20 protein-coding genes are annotated in these 18,784 nt (G+C 63.2%); 5 read left to right on the top strand and 15 right to left on the bottom strand.

All coding sequences use genetic code 11. The features are described 5' to 3' along the window. On the top strand, positions 1–612 hold a 612-nt coding region (locus B3873_RS21695), incomplete at its 5' end, for an alpha-hydroxy acid oxidase (protein ID WP_286869015.1). A 78-nt stretch (positions 613–690) separates the two neighbouring features. Here the strand turns inward: B3873_RS21695 and B3873_RS21690 are convergent. The 7 genes from B3873_RS21690 to mltG all read right to left on the bottom strand — a co-directional run bounded on the left by B3873_RS21690 (position 691) and on the right by mltG (position 6,901). Continuing rightward, complete coding sequence (locus B3873_RS21690; protein WP_034331576.1) at positions 691–1,362, bottom strand: ankyrin repeat domain-containing protein; 672 nt, start codon at positions 1,360–1,362, stop codon at positions 691–693. After that, a complete protein-coding gene (locus B3873_RS21685; RefSeq protein WP_034331577.1) occupies positions 1,359–2,138 on the bottom strand; it encodes a TatD family hydrolase in 780 nt (259 codons plus the stop codon). The genes B3873_RS21690 and B3873_RS21685 overlap by 4 nt, the downstream gene beginning before the upstream one ends. Before the next feature lie 86 nt (positions 2,139–2,224). After that, positions 2,225–2,773: a response regulator transcription factor gene (locus B3873_RS21680; RefSeq protein WP_034331579.1), complete on the bottom strand. Its 549-nt coding sequence runs from the start codon at positions 2,771–2,773 to the stop codon at positions 2,225–2,227. Between the two features lie 37 nt (positions 2,774–2,810). After that, the gene (locus B3873_RS21675; RefSeq protein WP_134222584.1) at positions 2,811–4,139 is read right to left on the bottom strand and encodes an ATP-binding protein; all 1,329 of its coding nucleotides are present in this window, start codon (positions 4,137–4,139) and stop codon (positions 2,811–2,813) included. A gap of 79 nt (positions 4,140–4,218) precedes the next feature. Beyond that, a complete protein-coding gene (locus tag B3873_RS21670) occupies positions 4,219–5,256 on the bottom strand; it encodes a DNA polymerase III subunit delta' (RefSeq protein ID WP_286869010.1) in 1,038 nt (345 codons plus the stop codon). A gap of 10 nt (positions 5,257–5,266) precedes the next feature. Then, on the bottom strand, positions 5,267–5,875 hold the full coding sequence (tmk, locus tag B3873_RS21665; RefSeq protein WP_286869008.1) for a dTMP kinase: 609 nt from the start codon (positions 5,873–5,875) through the stop codon (positions 5,267–5,269). A gap of 45 nt (positions 5,876–5,920) precedes the next feature. Then, positions 5,921–6,901 (bottom strand): endolytic transglycosylase MltG, encoded by a 981-nt coding sequence (gene mltG / locus B3873_RS21660; protein ID WP_039787874.1) that lies wholly within the window; start codon positions 6,899–6,901, stop codon positions 5,921–5,923. A gap of 145 nt (positions 6,902–7,046) precedes the next feature. Between mltG and B3873_RS21655 the strand changes: the two genes are divergently transcribed. The 3 genes from B3873_RS21655 to B3873_RS21645 are packed head-to-tail and all read left to right on the top strand — an operon-like array spanning position 7,047 to position 9,294. Next, on the top strand, positions 7,047–8,111 hold the full coding sequence (locus B3873_RS21655; RefSeq protein WP_286869007.1) for a YgfZ/GcvT domain-containing protein: 1,065 nt from the start codon (positions 7,047–7,049) through the stop codon (positions 8,109–8,111). A gap of 44 nt (positions 8,112–8,155) precedes the next feature. Next, positions 8,156–8,455, top strand: a complete 300-nt coding sequence (locus B3873_RS21650) for a DUF4936 family protein (RefSeq protein ID WP_286869005.1) — start codon at positions 8,156–8,158, stop codon at positions 8,453–8,455. Next, the gene (locus tag B3873_RS21645) at positions 8,446–9,294 is read left to right on the top strand and encodes an NRDE family protein (protein WP_039787878.1); all 849 of its coding nucleotides are present in this window, start codon (positions 8,446–8,448) and stop codon (positions 9,292–9,294) included. Before B3873_RS21650 ends, B3873_RS21645 begins: the two co-directional genes overlap by 10 nt. Positions 9,295–9,541: 247 nt before the next feature. Here the strand turns inward: B3873_RS21645 and B3873_RS21640 are convergent, their stop codons facing one another. From B3873_RS21640 to B3873_RS21605, 8 genes are all read right to left on the bottom strand, one after another. After that, positions 9,542–9,835, bottom strand: a complete 294-nt coding sequence (locus tag B3873_RS21640; RefSeq protein ID WP_286869002.1) for a hypothetical protein — start codon at positions 9,833–9,835, stop codon at positions 9,542–9,544. Between the two features lie 17 nt (positions 9,836–9,852). After that, positions 9,853–10,218: a hypothetical protein gene (locus B3873_RS21635; protein ID WP_121041471.1), complete on the bottom strand. Its 366-nt coding sequence runs from the start codon at positions 10,216–10,218 to the stop codon at positions 9,853–9,855. Between the two features lie 95 nt (positions 10,219–10,313). Then, positions 10,314–11,201, bottom strand: coding sequence for a glycerophosphodiester phosphodiesterase family protein (locus tag B3873_RS21630; protein WP_286868999.1), 888 nt, complete (start codon positions 11,199–11,201; stop codon positions 10,314–10,316). Positions 11,202–11,315: 114 nt separating this feature from the next. Beyond that, the gene (locus tag B3873_RS21625) at positions 11,316–13,406 is read right to left on the bottom strand and encodes a phosphocholine-specific phospholipase C (RefSeq protein WP_286868997.1); all 2,091 of its coding nucleotides are present in this window, start codon (positions 13,404–13,406) and stop codon (positions 11,316–11,318) included. Positions 13,407–13,438: 32 nt separating this feature from the next. Continuing rightward, on the bottom strand, positions 13,439–14,149 hold the full coding sequence (locus B3873_RS21620; RefSeq protein ID WP_286868995.1) for an energy transducer TonB: 711 nt from the start codon (positions 14,147–14,149) through the stop codon (positions 13,439–13,441). A 19-nt stretch (positions 14,150–14,168) separates the two neighbouring features. Beyond that, positions 14,169–14,567: an ExbD/TolR family protein gene (locus B3873_RS21615; RefSeq protein WP_134222592.1), complete on the bottom strand. Its 399-nt coding sequence runs from the start codon at positions 14,565–14,567 to the stop codon at positions 14,169–14,171. After that, on the bottom strand, positions 14,564–15,289 hold the full coding sequence (locus tag B3873_RS21610) for a MotA/TolQ/ExbB proton channel family protein (RefSeq protein WP_039787888.1): 726 nt from the start codon (positions 15,287–15,289) through the stop codon (positions 14,564–14,566). The genes B3873_RS21615 and B3873_RS21610 overlap by 4 nt, the downstream gene beginning before the upstream one ends. 53 nt (positions 15,290–15,342) lie before the next feature. Then, a complete protein-coding gene (locus B3873_RS21605; protein ID WP_286868992.1) occupies positions 15,343–18,099 on the bottom strand; it encodes a TonB-dependent receptor in 2,757 nt (918 codons plus the stop codon). Positions 18,100–18,564: 465 nt separating this feature from the next. On the opposite strand from B3873_RS21605, the gene B3873_RS21600 reads away from it, so the two are divergent. Beyond that, a partial coding sequence (locus B3873_RS21600; RefSeq protein ID WP_286868990.1) for a helix-turn-helix transcriptional regulator occupies positions 18,565–18,784 on the top strand: 220 nt, incomplete at its 3' end.

Here is an 18,784-nt window from a genome sequence, read left to right as displayed (position 1 = left end):
AAGCTGACCCTCGACACCCTGCTCGACCTGGCCAGCAAGCCCGGCTGGGCGCTGCGTGCACTGGGCGGCCGCAAGACCTTCGGCAACCTGGCCGGCCACATTAAGGGCGGTGAAGGTGCCGGCGGCGTGCAGACGCTGTCCAAGTGGACCGCCAGCCAGTTCGACCCGACCCTGAACTGGGAAGATGTCGCCTGGATCAAGCAGCAATGGGGCGGCAAGCTGATCCTCAAGGGAATCCTCGATGTGGAAGATGCCAAACTGGCCGTGCAAAGCGGTGCCGATGCCATCGTGGTCTCCAACCACGGTGGCCGCCAGCTCGATGGGGCCATGTCCTCCATCGAAGCCCTGCCCGCCATCGCCGAAGCCGTCGGCGACCAGATCGAAGTCTGGTTCGACGGCGGCATCCGCTCCGGCCAGGATGTGTTGAAGGCGGTCGCCCTGGGCGCACGCGGCACCATGATCGGCCGCGCCTTCCTCTACAGCCTGGGTGCCATGGGCGGCGAAGGCGTGTCGCAGATGCTGGAAATCATGCACAAGGAGCTCGACGTCAGCATGGCGCTGACCGGTACCAAGGACATCAAGGACGTCGGTCCGCAGATCCTGGTGCGCTGAAGCAGCCGACCATGTAAAACGTCCCGGTCCACCGTGAGGTGGCCGGGACGTTTCCTTTTGCGGGACCGAATGTGCGGCTTACTGGCGCGGTTTGACGTTGAGCACGTCGATCACGCCCTCCTGCCCGTAGCGGCGAGCCAGGTCCATGGCAGTCAAGCCATCCTTGTTCTTGAGCGTGAGATCAGCGCCGTTGTCGCGCAGCACTTCCACTGCCGCAACGCGGCCGCGCATGGCGGCCAGCATGACCGGCGTCATCTTGTCATCGGGGGACTCGGCATCGACATAGGCCGAGGCATCCAGCAGCAGCTTGACGATCTCGGAGCTGCCATTGATGGCGGCGTAATGCAGGGCGGTCCAGCCGGGACGATTGACCTCGACCTCGCGCGCCAGCAACAGCTTCACCACCGGGATATTGCCGTAGAAGGAGGCCAGCATCAGCGGTGTGTCGCCGTTGGTGGCCTGGGCTTCCAGGTTCACATCGGGCGCATTGACCAGCACGTCGAAAGCCTTCATCGAATCTTCACGGATGGCCAGCATCAGGCCGGTATAGCCGCGCTTGGGCTCGATCAAGTTGGGCCCCATGCCGCGCTGCATCAGCTGCTTGAGGAAATAGACGTTGTCCATGCGGATGGCCTGGAAATAATCTTCATACGCTCCCGCACGGGCGGCCCCCGGCAACAGCAGCGAGGTATAAAGGACGATACGGCCGATGCCGCCGAAGCGGGCGCGCAGCTTTTCCAGCAGGGTCATGGCTTGATTCCGAACAGCTTGAAGAAATTGTCAGAGGTCTGGCGCGCCACTTCGGCCGCACTGATGCCGCGCAGGTCGGCGATGAATTCACCGACATGGCGCACGTAACCCGGCTCATTGGTCTTGCCCCGGAACGGAACCGGTGCCAGGTAGGGCGAATCGGTTTCGATCAGCATGCGCTCCAGCGGAATGGTGCGGGCGACTTGCTGCAGGTCCTTGGCCGACTTGAAGGTGACGATGCCGGAGAAGGAAATGTAGAAACCCAGTTCAATGGCCGCATCGGCCACCGCCTGTGATTCCGTGAAGCAATGCATGACCCCTGCCACGCCGCCCGCCTGCGGGCTCGCACCCTCTTCCTGGAGGATGCGGATGGTGTCTTCCGACGCTGAGCGGGTGTGGATGATGAGCGGCTTGCCAGTCGCCCGAGAGGCGCGGATATGGGTGCGGAAGCGCTCACGCTGCCACTCCAGGTCACCCTGAAGGCGGTAGTAATCCAGCCCGGTTTCACCGATGGCAACGATACGCGGATGGTCCGCCAGGCGGATCAGCTCGTCGAGCGTCGGCTCGGGGGTGTCTTCGTAGTCCGGATGCACGCCGACCGAGGCGTAGACGTTGGGATATTGTTCGGCCAGGGCCAGCACCTGCGGGAAATCCGGCAGGTCGACCGAGACGCACAGGGCATGGCTGACCTGGTTGTCGGCCATCTTGCCGAAGATCTCGGGCAAGCGCGCCGCCAGGTCGGGAAAATTGATGTGGCAATGGGAATCGATATACATGGCCGCTATTGTAAAGCCATGCCGACAGGCTGTCGCCCCTGCTTGCCGGGCGCTTACCTTTCGTTACAGAGCCCCGCGATGTCGGCTCAGCGTGCTACCGGCCGCTTGGCCAGCTTGCGCTGCAGGGTGCGGCGGTGCATGTTCAGCGCCCGTGCGGTGGAGGAAATATTGCCTTCATGCTCGGCCAGCACGCGCTGGATGTGCTCCCATTCCAGACGTTCCAGCGACAGCGGCGATGCCTCTTCCACCGGCAATACGGGCTCATCGACTGCCTCGCCTTCGGCCACATACGACAGCGCCGAGAGGATGGAATCCACATTGGCCGGCTTGGCCAGGTAATTATCTGCGCCGGACTTGATGGCCTGCACCGTGGTGGCGATGCTGGCATAGCCGGTCAGCACCAGCAGGCGCGCCTCCGGCAGCGCCTGCCGCAGCGGCCCGACCCATTGCAGGCCGGAATCCTTTTCCAGCTGCAGATCAATGGTGACGTAGTCGAAACGCTCGCGGCGCGCGGCATCCAGGGCCTCTTCGCCGGTATGGGCGACGACGGCACGAAAGCCGCGCCGTGCCAGCGAACGTGCCAGCGTGCTGGCAAAGACGTCATTGTCATCGAGGATCAGGAAGGCGGCACTCATGGGGATATCCGTAAAACCAGAAGAATAGGATGGCGGTTCAGACCAGGGGGAAGCGCAACTGCGCGACCGTGCCCTGCCCCGGCGAAGAGCGCAGCTTCAGCTTGCCGCCCAGGTGGGTGGCACTGGCCGTGGCCAGCATCAGTCCGATGCCGGAACCGCCCGAACTGCTGGCCACCGGCCCGTGGCCCAGACGCTGCAACAGTTCCGGGCTGATGCCTGCGCCATTGTCGGAGACCTCGATGATCGCCATGGTGCGCCCCGGCTTGCCGGAGGCGGCAGGTGCGCCCTCGCCCGCCTCGGCCGGTGCCAGGCGGATGCGGATTTCGCCCTGATGGCCGAGGCCGCGCACGGCATGGGCCGCATTGTCCAGCAAGGTCAGCAGGATCTGCGACAGGTCCTGCAACTGGCTGGCCTTCCAGCCCGGCTGATGTACCTCAGCTGCCAGCAACACGGCCGGATGGCGCAGCCGCCAGCCTTCCAGCAGGCTGGTGAGCCAGGGCGTGATGGGCGCGCTGTCTTCATTGCGCAACTGGGCATCGGCGTCGAGCCGCATGTTTTCCAATGCGGCCTTGCAGACGGCGATCTGTTCCTCGACCACCCGCACGTCTTCCTCATAGGCCGCCAGCGCGGGATTGCTGGCCATGTCGCGGCGCATTTCGCCAGCGATCACTGCTACCGTGGACAGCGGTGTATTGAGCGCATGGGCGGCACCGGCAGCCTGGGTGCCGAGAGCGACGATGCGATGGCTCTGCAGCTGGCGCTCGCGCGCCTGTGCCAGCTGGCCGTCGCGCAAGCGCACGGCCGCTGCGATGCGGCTGACGAACCAGGTGATGAGCAAGGCCGAGATCGAGAAATTGATCCACATCCCGGCCAGGTGATAGGCCATCGCCTGCCCGTGGTCGTGGATGTGCAGCGGCTGGTAAAAGTACACCAGCCCCGAATAGCATCCCAACGCACACAGGGCCAGCAGCAAGGCATAGGGCCAGGCCAGCGTGGCAGCGCCTGCCGCCAGTGCCGGCAGGTAGAAGGAAACGAAGGGGTTGGTCGAACCGCCCGAAAAATACAGCAGCGCCGTCAATACCGCCACATCCAGCAGCAATTGCATGAACAGTTCGGCCTGCTCGGCCGGCCGCGCCCAGCGCATGCGCAGCCAGGTGGCAGCGTTGATGAGGGCCTGCAGGCCGATCAAGGCCAGCAGCGCCGGCAAGGGCAAGGCGATATGCAGCCAGGCATGCGCCCCGGCCAGCACCAGCAGCTCGCCCGCTACCATGGCCCAACGCAGCCAGAACAGCCGCGACAGCAGCAGGTGCTGCGGCTGGTTCATCTGCTCGGAGACGGGAATGAAGAAGGAGGTCAGCGACATCATGCCGGAATTATACGGTCCGGCACGCCGCTTCCCCCCAGGCGCGGCGATTTGCCGCAGGCCCGGCCTGGTCGACGCGGCGTCAATCGAACAAGCGCGCGTAATCGATCAGCATTTCCTCGATGAACAACTTGGCCGACAAGGGGTGATCCGCAATGGCGCGGCGATCGCCCATGCCGCGCAAGGCCTTGGACACGGCCAGCACATCGACCCGCTCGGCCAGACGCCCCAGTTCCTTGCCATACCGCGGGTAGTAGCGCACCACCCCGGCCGACTTCAGCGACAGCAAATCATACAGCCAGCGCTGTACCCAGCCGACCAGGTCGGCGGCCGGCGTTTTCTGCAGCTTGTCGGCAGCGCGCAAGGCACCATCCACGCCGGGCTGGGCCAGGTGGCGCAGCAATTCGTCCAGCGCATCGCGGCCCTCGCCCTGGGCGGCTTCCAGAGCGGCCAGCGGTGCCCCGCCCTGCTCGGCCAGCCAGGCATCGGCATCCTTGACGCCCTGCTGCTTGAGCCAGGCCAGCGCTTCGTCATGGCCTGGTGCGGTCAGGGCGAACTTGCGGCAGCGCGACAGAATGGTCGGCAGCAGGCGGTCCAGGCGATTGGACAGCAGCAGGAACATGGTGCCCGGCGGCGGCTCTTCCAGCGTCTTGAGCAAGGCATTGGCGGCGGCGGTGTTGAGCGCTTCGGCCGGATACAGCATCACCACCCGCAAGCCCGAGCGGTGGGTGGAAACGTTCATGAAATCGGCCAGCGCACGGATCTGGTCGATCTTGATGTCCTTGGAGGGGGCCTTGCTGGCCTTGGCGGTTTTCTTTTCTTCACCTGCCTCGTCTTCGGCGGTCTCATCGTCCAGTACTTCAGGGCGCACGCGCCGGTAGTCAGGATGATTCGATTGCGAGAACCAGTTGCAGGAGGCACATACGCCGCAGGCATGAGCCTCTGGCGTGGGCGATTCGCACAGCAGGGACTTGGCGAAGGCTTCGACAAACTGCGTTTTGCCAGTACCGGCCGCGCCATAGAACAGCAGCGCATGCGGCAGGCGCTCACGCAGTTGCTGCAACTGACGCCAGCTCTCGCCCTGCCAGGGCAGCAATACGTCGGAAGAAGTCACGGACATGCAGCCTCCCTCACAGCGCTGCCACGATGGCGCGCAGTTCTTCCTGGATCACCGGAATGCGACGCGTGGAATCGATCAGGCGGAAACGCTGCGGGAACTGCGCGGCGCGGCGCAAGTATTCGGCGCGGGTATTGGCGAAGAAATCGGCTTTCTCCTGCTCGAACTTGTCCAGCGTGCGTTCGGCATCCAGCCGCGCCCGCGCCACTTCCAGCGGCACATCGAAGAGCAGCGTCAGATCCGGTTGCAGATGGGGATGGACCCACTGTTCGAGGCTGTCCAGTTTGTCCAGCGCCAGCTTGCGGCCACCGCCCTGATAGGCGAAGGTGGCATCGGTAAAACGATCCGAGATGACCCAGTCGCCGCGCGCCAGGGCCGGCTCGATGACCTGGGCCAGATGCTCGCGGCGCGAGGCGAACATCAGCAGGGCTTCGGTTTCCAGATGCATCTTGTGATGCAGGACCAGCTCGCGCAGGCGTTCGCCCAGGTCGGTGCCGCCGGGTTCACGGGTGGCGACCACAGTCATGCCGCGCTCGCGCAGCAGCTGGGTCACGAAAGGAATGTGGGTCGACTTGCCAGCGCCGTCGATGCCTTCGAAGGTGATGAATTTGCCTGATGCCATGAAGGTATCGCTACTCAATGAATAAAACGGTAAAGGAAGACCGGCTCAACGCTGGTAGCGGTTCACGGCCTGGTTGTGTTCGTTCAGGTTGCTGGAGAAATGGCTGGTGCCATCCCCGCGCGCCACGAAGTATAAGGCTTCGGTCTTGTCCGGGTTCAAGGCGGCCGCCAACGAAGCGGCGCCGGGCAAGGCAATCGGCGTGGGCGGCAGCCCGGCGCGCGTGTAGGTGTTGTACGGGGTGTCGGTGAGCAGGTCGACTTTGCGGATCTTGCCCTGGTAACGGTCGCCCATGCCATAAATCACGGTCGGATCGGTCTGCAGCAGCATGCCGGTGCGCAGGCGATTGACGAAAACCCCGGCCACCATGCCGCGCTCGGATTTCTGCCCGGTCTCCTTCTCGACGATGGAAGCCATGGTCAGCGCCTCATAAGGCGTACGGTACGGCAGCGACAGGTCGCGCCGCGCCCAGGCTTCGTTGAGCTTCTTGCTCATGAGGGCGAAGGCCTGTTTGTAGACCTGCATATCGCTGGCCCCCTTGGCGAAGAGGTAAGTATCGGGGAAGAACAGGCCTTCCGGATAGGTGTATTCGTTGGTGAGCTTGGCCAGGATCTGCTGGTCGGTCCAGGTGGCGGTATCGTGCTTGAGAGCGGGCTGGTCGGCGATGGCTTTGCGCATCTGCTTGAAGGTCCAGCCTTCGATGACGGTCAGCGCTTCCTGGGCGAATTCCCCGCGCACCAGTTGCAACAGCAGGCGCTGCGGCGTGTAGCCGGGCTTGATTTCATAGCTGCCGGCCTTGATCCGGCCGCCTTCGCCGGACAGGCGCGCATACAGCGCAAACAGGTCCGGATTGACCGGCACCCCGGCGGCGGCAATCTGCTGGGCAGCGCCGTTGACGCCTGCGCCCGGCGTGATGGTGAAGGCAATCACTTGTCCGTTCGGCTCCACGATGGGCTGCTTGGACCAATAGACGCCTGCCCCCGCCACCAAGGCTGCCAGCACCAGCAATGTCACAAATAACTTCTTCATACCAGAGGCGAAATCCTTGTTGCTCCGACGCGATTTTTCGGAGATCACTATAATCGAGGCATCAATGATAATCGCTGGCACGACAGTTGCCTAATTTGCCGGACCGACCGACCCGGCAAGACGTAATCCGTAAAAGATTTCCTTTATGACAGACATGACTTCTTCGCCCTCCGGCTGGCGTGACTTTCTGGCGCAACATGGCGCCCAGTTCGACGCCGAGAGTGGCGACATCACGGGCTTTGGCCCGACCGCCCCGGCACCGCAAAGCCTGGAAAGCTTCATGGCCCCGCTCACCAGCCTGGGCCTGATCACGGCCACCGGCGAGGACGCCGCCAGCTTCCTGCATGGGCAGCTCACCAATGATGTGCAACAGCTCGACAGCAGTGCGGCCCGCCTGGCCGGCTATTGCTCGCCCAAGGGCCGTCTGCTGGCGACCTTCCTGATGTGGCGCGACGAGCAGGCCATCTGGCTGCAACTGCCGCGCAGCCTGCAGCCGGCGATCCAGAAGCGTTTGCAGATGTTCGTGATGCGTGCCAAGGCAAAACTGGCCGATGCCAGTGCCGAACGTGCCGTGCTTGGCCTGGTCGGCCCGGCCACGGCCAATGCCCTTGCTGAATGGTTCCCGGTCTTGCCGGCGGCCCCCTACGCCAAGATCGACAACAGCCACGGCACCCTGATCCGCCTGGCCGATGCCGCCGGCAGCCCGCGCTACCAGTGGATCGCGCCGGTCGACATCCTCACCGCCGCCTGGCCCAAGCTGTCTCAGCATCTGACCCCGACGGCCAGCCTGGCCTGGCGGCTGTCGGAGATCCGCGCGGGCGTGCCGGGGATCGTGCAAGCCACACAGGAGCAGTTTGTCCCGCAGATGATCAATTTCGAACTGATCGGGGGCGTCAACTTCAAGAAGGGCTGCTATCCCGGCCAGGAAATCGTGGCGCGCAGCCAGTATCTCGGCAAGCTCAAGCGCCGTACCATGCTGGCCACCATTGCCAGCGCCGAGGCACGCGCCGGGCAAGAAGTCTTCGCTGCCGCCGATCCGGGGCAGCCCTGCGGCATGGTGGTCAATGCCGAGGCGCTGGATGCGGAGCACGCACTGGCTCTGGTGGAAATGAAACTGGCCGCTGCCGAGGATGCCGTTCATCTTGGTGCCGCCGATGGCCCGGCCCTGCATTTCCACGCCCTTCCCTATGAGCTGGCCGATCCGCAGTAAGCGGCGCGTCGCCCGAGCCACACCGCAGCCATAGGGACGTATCCATGGATCTCTACATTTACTATCGGGTCGACAGCGCGCACGCGACCACCCTGTTCGGCAAGATCAAGGGCGTGCAAGCCATGCTGCAAGCGCGCCTGGGCATCGCCGGCGCGCTCAAGCGGCGACCCGGCGAACAAGACGGCTTCCAGACCTGGATGGAAATCTACCAGGGCATCCTGCCCGCTTCCGCTGAGGACTTCACCCGGACCCTGGACCGCGCGCTGGCAGATTCCGGCGCAGCGGCGCTCATCAGCGGCGAACGCCACGTCGAGCACTTCGAGGATGTCGCGCCATGTGCCTGATCATCTTCGCCTGGAAAGTGATCCCCGGCATGCCGCTGATCCTGGCGGCCAACCGGGACGAATTCTATGCCCGCCCCGCCGCCGATGCCGGCTGGTGGAACGACCATCCCCACATTTACGCCGGGCGCGATCTACAAGGCGGCGGTACCTGGCTGGGCGTGACCCGAGACGGACGTTTTGCGGCGCTCACCAATGTGCGCGCGCCTTCGGAGCGACGGGCCGATGCGCCCACACGCGGGCAACTGGTGGCCGACTATCTGGCCAGCGACCTTGATCCGCAAGCCTACTTGCGCCAGATCGAACCGCAAGCGCAACGCTACAACGGCTTCAACCTGTTGCTGGGCAACCGGGAAACGATGGTGTGGTATTCCAACCGGGGGCAGGAGGATCCGCGCAACGGACAGCCTTTGGAGTATGGCGTCTACGGCGTCTCCAACGCCTTGCTCGATACCCCCTGGCCCAAGCTCACCCGCGCCAAGGCGCAATTTGCCAGCCTGCTGTGCCAGGGAGCGCCGGAAGAGACCTTCTTCGAGATGCTCACTGATGGCACCCGCGCCAATGATTGCCGCTTGCCCGATACTGGAGTGGGACTGGAGAAGGAGCGCATGCTCTCACCCATCTTCATTCGCTCCCCGGATTATGGCACGCGCTGCTCGACGGTGCTGCGCGTGCCCATCGTCGGTGAGCCGGTGCTGACCGAGCACGTGGTCGATCCTATGGCAATGCAATATAGTGCCGAGCCAGCCACGGACAAGGCTTGCAAGATTCCGTGCAAACCACGTGTGCAGGAAGCTTCACCAGAAGAAGGGCTGCAGGGTGAAAACACGGGCCCGGCCTGATAATGCGGCTTCACACGAGCCCATCGAGAAATAACCAAAACGAATATCTGATATACGAAAGATAAATTGGCTGAATTTGGTGCGGAGCAGTAAAGTCACACCTGTCTCCTCCAATTTCCTCCTAAAGAATTGGATTGAAGCCCACACCGCAAGGTCGTGGGCTTTTTTTTCGTCCATTGCATCTCATTGAAATAGAAAAAGCCCCGAAGGGCTTTATCTTGAACCGCAGCGACGGTAGCGCAGCAATTTATACACGCCTGCGCAAGGAAGCTGGGGACTGTTTAACAGGACGGCTTTCCGCGATCTGAATAGCCGCGTTTTGCACAGGACGCCCACCAATCACAGCATCTTGCCAGGCCGGATGCGCATCCACGATTTTCTTGGCTTCTCCCATCGAAATGCCAAACGCCACTCTGGTCACCCGGATGGCCGTTACGATGGACACCTCCTCACCGCGCAGATACGCCTGCGCCGCTTCAGGCCCCGAGAAATCCTGAGCCTGCAATGCGCTCACCAAATCTTCATAGGTGGTTGTGACCATATCCCTCTCCTGCAGACTTACAACCTGATCATAATGTGTCGGCCCGGATTGCTGGACGAGCTGTTCATCACCCGTTGTCCGATCAATACAACCGAATGGTAGCCGAACTGACTGGCTACCGCCTTCAAATCAGCCATCGCCTCCTTGAATACCCTCACCAGAGAAGCGTTGCCAGGAATGATTTCCTTGGATGACTTCGGATAGATGGCCAAGTCGAACAACACCAGGGTCTTCAGCGGGATATCCACGACGAGCTCGGCGGCGACCTCGATATTCCCGGTGGGCAAAGGCAATTCGACATAGAACCAATTATCTTCGACCTGCTCCCAGCGCTTCAACGCTTCGATAAAGGCCTGAACCAAGATATCCGAGTAGGCTGGCAATGCATCCTCCGAGTTCCGCAATTACTACGTCATGTGCGGGTGATGGTAGCAGATAGAGATAGCGCAACGTCAATTGGCCTCATATCACCGCCAATTCACCGCAACTTCTTGCGCTTCAACCAGGCCAGCAATCGCTGCGGTTCATCGGTCTGGATGATGCTCACCCCGCTGGCGATGAGCTTGCCCCACACTTGCTCGGGATGAACCACCGCCACCGTATCGAGGTAAGGTCCGGCAAGATCCATGGGCCGGCCGCTGTCGATGTCGATCGCCATGGTGTTGACCAGCAGGCGTACCGGCCTGCGCCCGATCGCCTGAACTGCCTCGCCGACTACGGCGGGATCACGGAAGATGATCTGCAACACCGTCGGCTCCTGCCGGGCCATGGTTTGCAATTGCCCGCTGCGCGCTGATGCTCCGGTCTTTTCATCGAAATACAGCGTCTGCACGGCAATGCCCAGCGAACGCGCCCAGGCCACCTGCTGTGCATCGACACCCGCATTGATGTTCAGCAGCACGTCGCGCGCAGTATCCGTCTCCAGGATCGCCGCGACCATCGGCCCGATGTCCGCCGCCTTGACATCCAGATTGAGCAGGATGCGCCCGCGCGCCGCAGCCAGCGCTTCTTGCAGCGTAGGCACCCGGCGCGCGGTCAGGGACGCGCCTTTGCCACCGCCTCGCGCATACAGCTGCAAGGCCTGAATCTCGGCCAGGGTAAGGTCGGCCACCGCGCCATGTCCGTTGGTCGTACGATCCACGGTCTTATCGTGCATCAGCACCAACGCGCCATCGCGCGTGGTGCGGACATCGATTTCGCCGATATCGATGCCTTCGGCGATGCAGCGACGGATGCCATCGAGCGAATTCTCCGAGGTTTCAGTCCAGCAGCTACGGTGCGAGGACACCAGCACCGGGCCGGTCGCGGTGGTCAGCGCCGACTGACGCCAGACAAGGGGTGCTGCTTGTGCGAGAGCTTGATCCATGAGCAGGCAAAAGGTACAGGTGAGGAGAAAACGGCCAAGAGAATGCATGAAAACTTCCTGGTAGATGAATGAATGTAAAAATGGGCCATCCTGAAATGACCCATGAAGAAATGACTAGGTGACGAAAAAGGACGGACGCCCGGTCTCCACATGGCCCGCCAGGCGGCGCGCAAAACCCGGCCTGTCCTCGCTCTGGACCAGCAGGTCGTACCAGTGGTGACTGTTTTGCAGCGGCCATCGCAGCGTGGCCGACTGCCCCGGTGCCAGCGCAGCCGTACGCGCAGGCTGCCCGTAGGCCTGATCCCGCAGCACCAGGCGCACGGCTTGCGCACCCGGATTGGACAAGGCCAGTACCAGCTCGCCACGCTCGCCGTCATGGCGCACCTGCACTACCGGCCCGGCATCGCCGCCAGCGTCCAGGCTGCCGCGCAGCTCGCGCAGGAAACCGTTGGGGCCGTACACCTTCAGGTCGTAGACGCCCGCCGGCCCGACACCACCCCATTGCGCCGTCAGCGACTTGCCCGGCTGTACGGTGAAGGTCTGGTAGCGTTCGCTCTCCTGACGGGCATACACCTGATAGACCACACCCGCCTTGCCGGGGTTGAGGAACTCCAGCTGCAGAGCGCCCCCCTGCGGCAGCGGCCGGTCATCCACCGCCAGCACATACGGCAAGGCCCGCGCCGGCCGCATGCCGCGCTCCTGCTGCGGCATCATCGGACTGGCAGGCGCAACGGGTGCGGGCAGGCGGGCCTGCGCATCCGACAGCGCGCGATAGGCCGAGGTGTCGGGCAAGACCGGACTGGCGACGTCGCGGCGACTGAAATCGAAGGCCGAGGTCAGATCCCCGCACACCGCGCGCCGCCATGGGCTGATGTTGGGTTCGTGCACATCGAAGATCTGCTCCAGGAAACGGATGACCGAGGTATGGTCGAACACTTCCGAGCACACATAGCCGCCCTTGGACCAGGGCGAGATCACCATCATCGGCACCCGCGCCCCCAGCCCGGCGGGCAGGTCATCGGCCGGATTGACATAGTCGCCCAGCCGATGGAATTCGCCGCTGACCTCTACCGTCGACTGGCCCTGCCCCCCATGCAGCGGCGGCGTGGGCGGTGCCACGTGGTCGAAGAAGCCATCGTTCTCGTCGTAGTTCACCAGCAACACGGTGCTGCTCCACAGCGCCGGATTGGCAGTGAGGATGTCCAGCACCTGGCTGATGTAATGCGCGCCGTAGCCGGGGGTGCGGTCGGGATGCTCGCAACTGAGCTTGGGCGGCATCAGCCAGGATACCTGCGGTAGCGTGCCGCCGTTGACATCTCGCGCCAGGTCGGCCAGCGTGAACTTGCTGCAGGCCTTCTGCCACAACGGCGAACCGGGCGCGGCATTCTGGTACTGCGCGAAGAAATACTGCAGCACGTTGAAGTCACTCGGATAGTCGCCGTGGTCCTTGTGCAGTTCATCGGTCCCCTGATACACCTTCCACGACACGCCATGCTGCTCCAGCCGCTCCGGATAGGTGGTCCAGCGGAAGCTGTCGGCACCGTTGCGGCGCTCGCCCGGCACCCCGGACCAGCTGCCGGTACGCGGCTGGAAGGTCATGGGTCCACCTGCCCTGCCCTGCAGGTCGATGCCGCCGCTCATCATGTGAAAGCGATTGGGATTGGTCGACCCCAGCACCGAGCAGTGATAGGCATCGCAAATGGTGAAGGCATCGGCCAGCGCGTAGTGGAAAGGCAGGTCTTCGCGCGTGAAGTAGGCCATGGTCACGGTGTCCTTCTTGGCCTCGATCCACTTGTCATAGTCGCCGCGGTTCCAGGCCGCGTGCTGATCCTTCCAGGCATGCGGCAGATTGCCGCCGGCGCGCCCGGCACTGGTGGTGGCCATCTCCATGCGATACGGCAGCACCAGCCGGCCCTGCTGATCGCGCTGGTGGAACACCGGACTGCCGTCCGGCAAGGGACGCGGGATAGGATCAGCGAAGCCGCGCACGCCCTTCAAGCAGCCGAAATAATGATCGAAGGACCGGTTCTCCTGCATCAGGATCACCACGTGTTTCACATCCTTGATGGTGCCGGTCGGTGACGAGGGAGCCACTGCCAGCGCCTTGCGGATGCTGGCTGGCAAGGCCGTCAGTGCCAGCGCCGCGCTGCCGGTGCGGGCAGCATTCTTGAGGAAATGGCGGCGGCCGGGGGATTTTCTGTTCATCGGCGAATCTCGCAATCTTCGTTTTGTTACGCTCAGTTCAGACTGAAGCGCAGTTCGACCTCACCCAGCACCGGCTCATCGGTACGTGAGAACTTCCATTGCATCAAAGCCTTGGTCGCGGCCTGGTCGAACAGCTTGGGCGGCTGCGCGCGCACGATCTGCACGGCGCTGACCGAGCCATCCTTCTCGATGGTCAGGTGGGCCACCACCACACCTTCGGTATTGCTGGCCAGGGCTTTGGGCGGGTAGTCCGGCTCAACCCGCTTCAGCGGTACCAGACCGCGCCGTACCTCGCCGGGCTGGGCCTTGGGCGCAGGCGCCGCCGGTGCCGGCGGCGTACTGGGCGCAGCGGCAGCAGGGGCAGGCTGGCTGGGAGACACCGGGGCCGGCGCCTCCTGAGACGGCGCGCTCGGTGCGGGCACCACCGGAGCCGGCTTCGGCGTGGGCGCTGGCTTGGGCGGGACCGGTTTGGGCGGCGGCCTGGGCGTCGGAGGTACCGGTGTCGGCGGTGTGGGCGCAGGCAACGGCGGTGCCTCGGCAATGCTCACCAGCTTCATCACCTTGACCGGTTCGGGCGGAGGTTCGGGCACCTGTGCCTTGGGCCAGGCCAGCAGCACGATGGCGCACTCGACCGCCACCGCCACGCCGACCGCCAGCGGCCAGCGCAGGGCGCTGCCGGCGGGTACGGCGGGTGGCTGATCCTGCCAGGAAGATGACGGCGCGGCGGACCGCGGCAGGGTCATGGAATGACGCATATCCACCTCAATGCTTGGCCGCAATGCCGATGTCTTCGACCCCGGCAGCGCGGGCCACATCCATCACGTGCAGCAGGTTTTCCAGCGATACATCCTTGTCGCCCGCCACCAGCACTTCCAGCTTGGCGGTCCGGGCGCGCTCTTTCAGTTGGTCAACCAGCGCATCATGCTCGACCGGCTTGCCTTCGAAGAACATGGCCCCCGTCTTGTCCACCACGATGGTGAGCGACTTGCTGGGCAGCGTGGCGGCACTGGCGGCTTGCGGCACGTTGATCTTGAGTCCGCTCACATCGATCATCTTGAGCATCGTCACCATGAAGAAAATGAGCAGGAACATCATGATGTCGATCATCGGGATGATCTCGATATGCGGCTCATCCGACTGCAGGTAGCGGGTGCGGCTCATGATGCGGCTCCGGCATAGACGACCTCGGCGGCGCGCTTGATGACGGGCTTGCCCTGCCCGGCTGCTGGCGACTCTCCGGCCTGACGCACCACGATGGATTCTTCCAGCAGACAGTGCTGCTTGATGAAGACCAGCTTGATCAGATCCAGCTCCAGCAGCGCCAGGCGCACTCGCTTGGAGAAGTAACTATTGGCCGCCACCCCGGCGATGGCCACCAGCAAGCCACAGCCCGTGGCCAGCAAGGAGTGGCCGATCCCGTTGGTGACCGCCCCGCTGCTGCTGCCGGCGGTGCCCAGCACGTTGAAGGATTCGGTGATGCCGATGATGGTACCGAGCAGGCCGATCAGCGGGCCCAGCGTAATGGCCGCGCCCAGCAGCCACAGTGCGCGGTCCAGTTCGGGCATGGTGCGTACGATGGCCTCGTCGATGTAACGATCCATGGCCTCGCCCGAGGCCAGTGCACGCGACTCCACGGCCGCATGCAGGGTCGGGCCGAAGACCGTGTTGCGATAGCGCTGGGCGATCTCCTGCAAGGCGGCATCGCTGCGGTGATCGGCGCGCAGCAGCGCCTGGTCGATCTGCTTGCCCGACGGCAGGCAGCGGGCAAAGAAGATGAAGCGCTCGACCGAGACGGCCAGCACGACCAGCAGCAACAGGGCCAGGACGGGAATGATGCCCATCGATTGGCGGCTCAGTTCCAGGAGTTGTTCAAGATTGGACATGGCGTTTCCTTACAGGGGGGAGGTACAAAGGGTGAGTCAAACGAAACAGGGCATCACAGGTTCTTGGGGCTGTAGTTCACCCCGAGCCAGATCATCCGGCCCATGGAGAAGGTGTCCTTGAGCTGGTCCTTGTTCGGACCGGTCACGCTGGTCACCGGCGAATTGGTCAGGTTGGCCACCTCGGCAAAGGCGCGCCAGCCACCGCCCAGGTCGTAACGGGCCTGCAGGTCGATCTGCTTGCGGGCTTGCCAGTAGACATCCTGGCTGGGCAGGCTGGCGTCGACCAGGCGCAGGCTGCGTCCGGTCCAGTTGTAGGCGGCCGAAAGATCCAGCTTCTGGTAGTTGTAGAACACGGTGAGGTTGCGGATCTGGTCGGGCTGGTTGACCAGGTTCTGGATGGTGCGCGTACCGCCATTGCTGGTAGCGGCGTTGAGCCGGCCGTCCAGGAAACTCAGGTTGGCGCTGAAGCCCAGGCCTTGCAGGGCCGGGCTGATCCAGCCCAGCGAACTCTGCACGTAGCTCAGTTCCACGCCGTTGATACGCGAGCTGGAGGCATTGACCGGCTGGGTGATCGAGGCCGCCCGGGTCGCGCCGTTGTAGAACAGAGTGCCCTGGCTGGAAAGGGTGTAGATCTCGTTCTTGATCTTCTTGTTGAACACCGCCAGCGACACCAGGCTGGAATTGGGCAGGTACCACTCGGCCGAGGCATCGAGGTTGGTCGATTCGCGCGGCTTGATGTCCGGATTGCCCTGGGTCACGGTGACCGAGCCATCGGTGTTCTGGCTGATCGTGGTGTTGGGCGCATAGGCATCGTAGTTGGGACGGCCGATGGTCTGGCTCGCCGCCAGCTTCAGCTTGACGGCATCGGTGGCGCTGAAGACCAGCGACGCTGCCGGCAGCAGATAGTTGTAGCTGGAATCCTTGGTCTGCGACACCCAGGTGGTGCTGCCATTGCTGACGTTGCGCACATTGCCGGTGGTGGAAAGATTCGTATTGTCCTGGCGCAGGCCGAACAATGCGCTCCAGCGATCGGTCCGGTAGGACCCCATCGCATACAGCGCGGCGGTCTGTTCACTGTGCGAGTAATTGCTCTGCAGGCTGTTGACGCTGTTGGCGCTGCTGGCGGCGATCTGTCCCTGGTTGGCCGCGAACTGCTGCCAGGCCTGGGCACCGTTGACCAGGATGAAGGGCAAGCCGCCGCTATAGGGCATGATGGTGCCGGATACCGAACCATTGCCGGCCAGCGTCAGCCCGCCCGAGGTCGGGAAGTACTGGTTGTTGACGTAGTCATAGCTGTGCTCCAGGCGGCGATAATCGACGCCCACGCCGGCACCCAGGCCGCGGGCATCCTGGTCCATGTTCCAGCGGTAATCCAGCTTCACGTCGCCGACCTGATCATCGATGCTGACCATCTCCTTGCGCCAGTAATAAGCCTGCCAGTTGTTCAGGTTGGTGAAGTTGGAAGGATTGTTCAGTGCGACCGAAGGCTCGAAACCGGAGGTGTTGTAGCTCATGCCCAGCGCATTGGTGCCGCTCAGGACCGGTGCCGATCCCGCCCCCGGATAGGAGAAATTGGCGAAGATGTACTTGGCCAGCTCGCGCGGTTCGCGGTGCTGGGCTTGCGAGTAGGAAGAACGCAGCGAGAGCACCTGGCTGTCGTCCAGCTTCCAGTCCAGACCGCCCTGCAGGGCCGATGTGGTGCGCTTGATGGTGGAGGCAGCATAGCCGGCTTCGGCCTCGCCGCGCGCGAACTGCCCGCTGGTGGCGGTCTGGTTCAGGACCGGATTGTTGCCGGTGCTGCGGCTGTCGTCGATGAAGGTTTCATTGCGCAGGATGTGGGTGGAATCGCTGTTGTAGCCAAAGCCCAGGAAGCCGTAGACATCCGGGGTGAAGCGCCCTTCCAGCTTGGCATTGAAGCCGCTGGTCTCGCTGTTCTTGAGGTGCTGCCAGTACTTGAACTGCTGCGGCACCGGAAAGCCGTTGCCGGTGTTGGGGCCGCCCGAGGCGGCCGGATTGGCGATGCTGCCGTTGGCGTTGTAGTAGTTGTAGAAGATGTTGTCGGTGGTCATGTGACCGATGGAGACCGTGTTTTCCTTCTCGAAATTGGCCGAGATCACGTAGCCGAAGCGATTGTCCGGACCAAAGGTGTTGCTGAAGGTGACATCCGACTTCTTGGCCAGGCCCTCCGCGCCCGAGGCTACCTTGCCGCTGCCGCCGGCGTGGCCGAGGGCACCGGTGGCGCTGAACATGGGCTTGCCGCCGTTATCGAAGGCGCTGCGGCTGACGATGTTGACCGAGCCGCCGACCGCATTGGGATCCATGTCGGGAGTCCAGGTCTTGAAGACCTGCACTTCCTTGACCATGGAGGCCGGCAGCATGTTGGTACGGGCGCTGCGGGTGGTCTGGTCGACCGAGGCCAGCGGCGCACCGTTGATGGTGACGTTGTTGTAGCTGCCATCGAGACCGCGAATGGCGATGAACTGGGCCTTGTCACGACCGTTCACATTATCCGGGTTGAAACTGACCGATACGCCAGCCACGCGCTTGACCACATCGGTCACCGTGGAATCCGGCAGGCGCTCCACCTGCTCGCGGGTCACGCTGTCCATCACTCGCTCTTCCACCTGCTTGCCGGCCACCGCCGCACTGGTCTGGCTGCGCTTGCGCGTGACCACCACGCTGTCGAGGCGCTTGACGCTCCCATCCTGGGCTGCCGGCACGCCATCGGCCTGGGCCGTGGCAGCAGGCGGGGCGGCGTCATCGGCTGCCCGCGCCAGCAGCGGCAGCACCGACAGTATCGCCAGGCTCATCAAAGACAAACGTCGGTACTGCGGACTTCCACTGCGGTAAGACATGGTATTCCCCTGAAAAACAAGTCGTGGCGAGAAGGCGTACGCATCCGGATCAGCCATGGCGGCGGGATGCGAAGCGGGCTATCATTTATAGAACGTTCTAATTTCAGAAAGAAAAAAATGGCAGTCTTTACAATAAGTCCCTGCCATTATTCTTTTTTGGCAACTTTGTTTCAGTTGCTTTACATTAGAACGTTCTAATGGACTCGTATTTTCTCGAAGATTTGTGACCTCGTGATTACATCCGATGCGCTTGTCGCAAAAACATTTTTTGGCGGCTACCCAGCCCGGTTGTGCATGGCGTCATATATGATTGCGCAGCGCGGCACGCTCTTGCGCCGCTGCAACCCGACGCCGACCTGACATGACTTGCCTGCTCCGCCCCACCCCGTCCTCGCTGCGCTTGCGCCAACCGCCCCGTTCATGAGTCGCCTCACCATCAAGGATGTCGCCAAGGCGGCCGGTGTCAGTTTCCAAACCGTCTCGCTGGTGCTGAACCACCCCGAGAAAGTCGCCCCGAGGACGCGCGAGCTGGTGCAAGCGGCCATCGATTCGCTCAATTTCATCCCCAACGTGGCCGCCCGCTCTCTGTGCAACATTTCCACGCGCACGATGGCCTGCGTGATGTTCAATGGCTCGGCCT

Source organism: Herbaspirillum sp. UBA812, from assembly GCF_002296545.1.
GTDB lineage: Bacteria > Pseudomonadota > Gammaproteobacteria > Burkholderiales > Burkholderiaceae_D > Herbaspirillum > Herbaspirillum huttiense.
The sequence above is the reverse complement of the archived record's forward strand: the minus strand, read 5'-3'. Positions and strand labels throughout refer to the sequence as shown.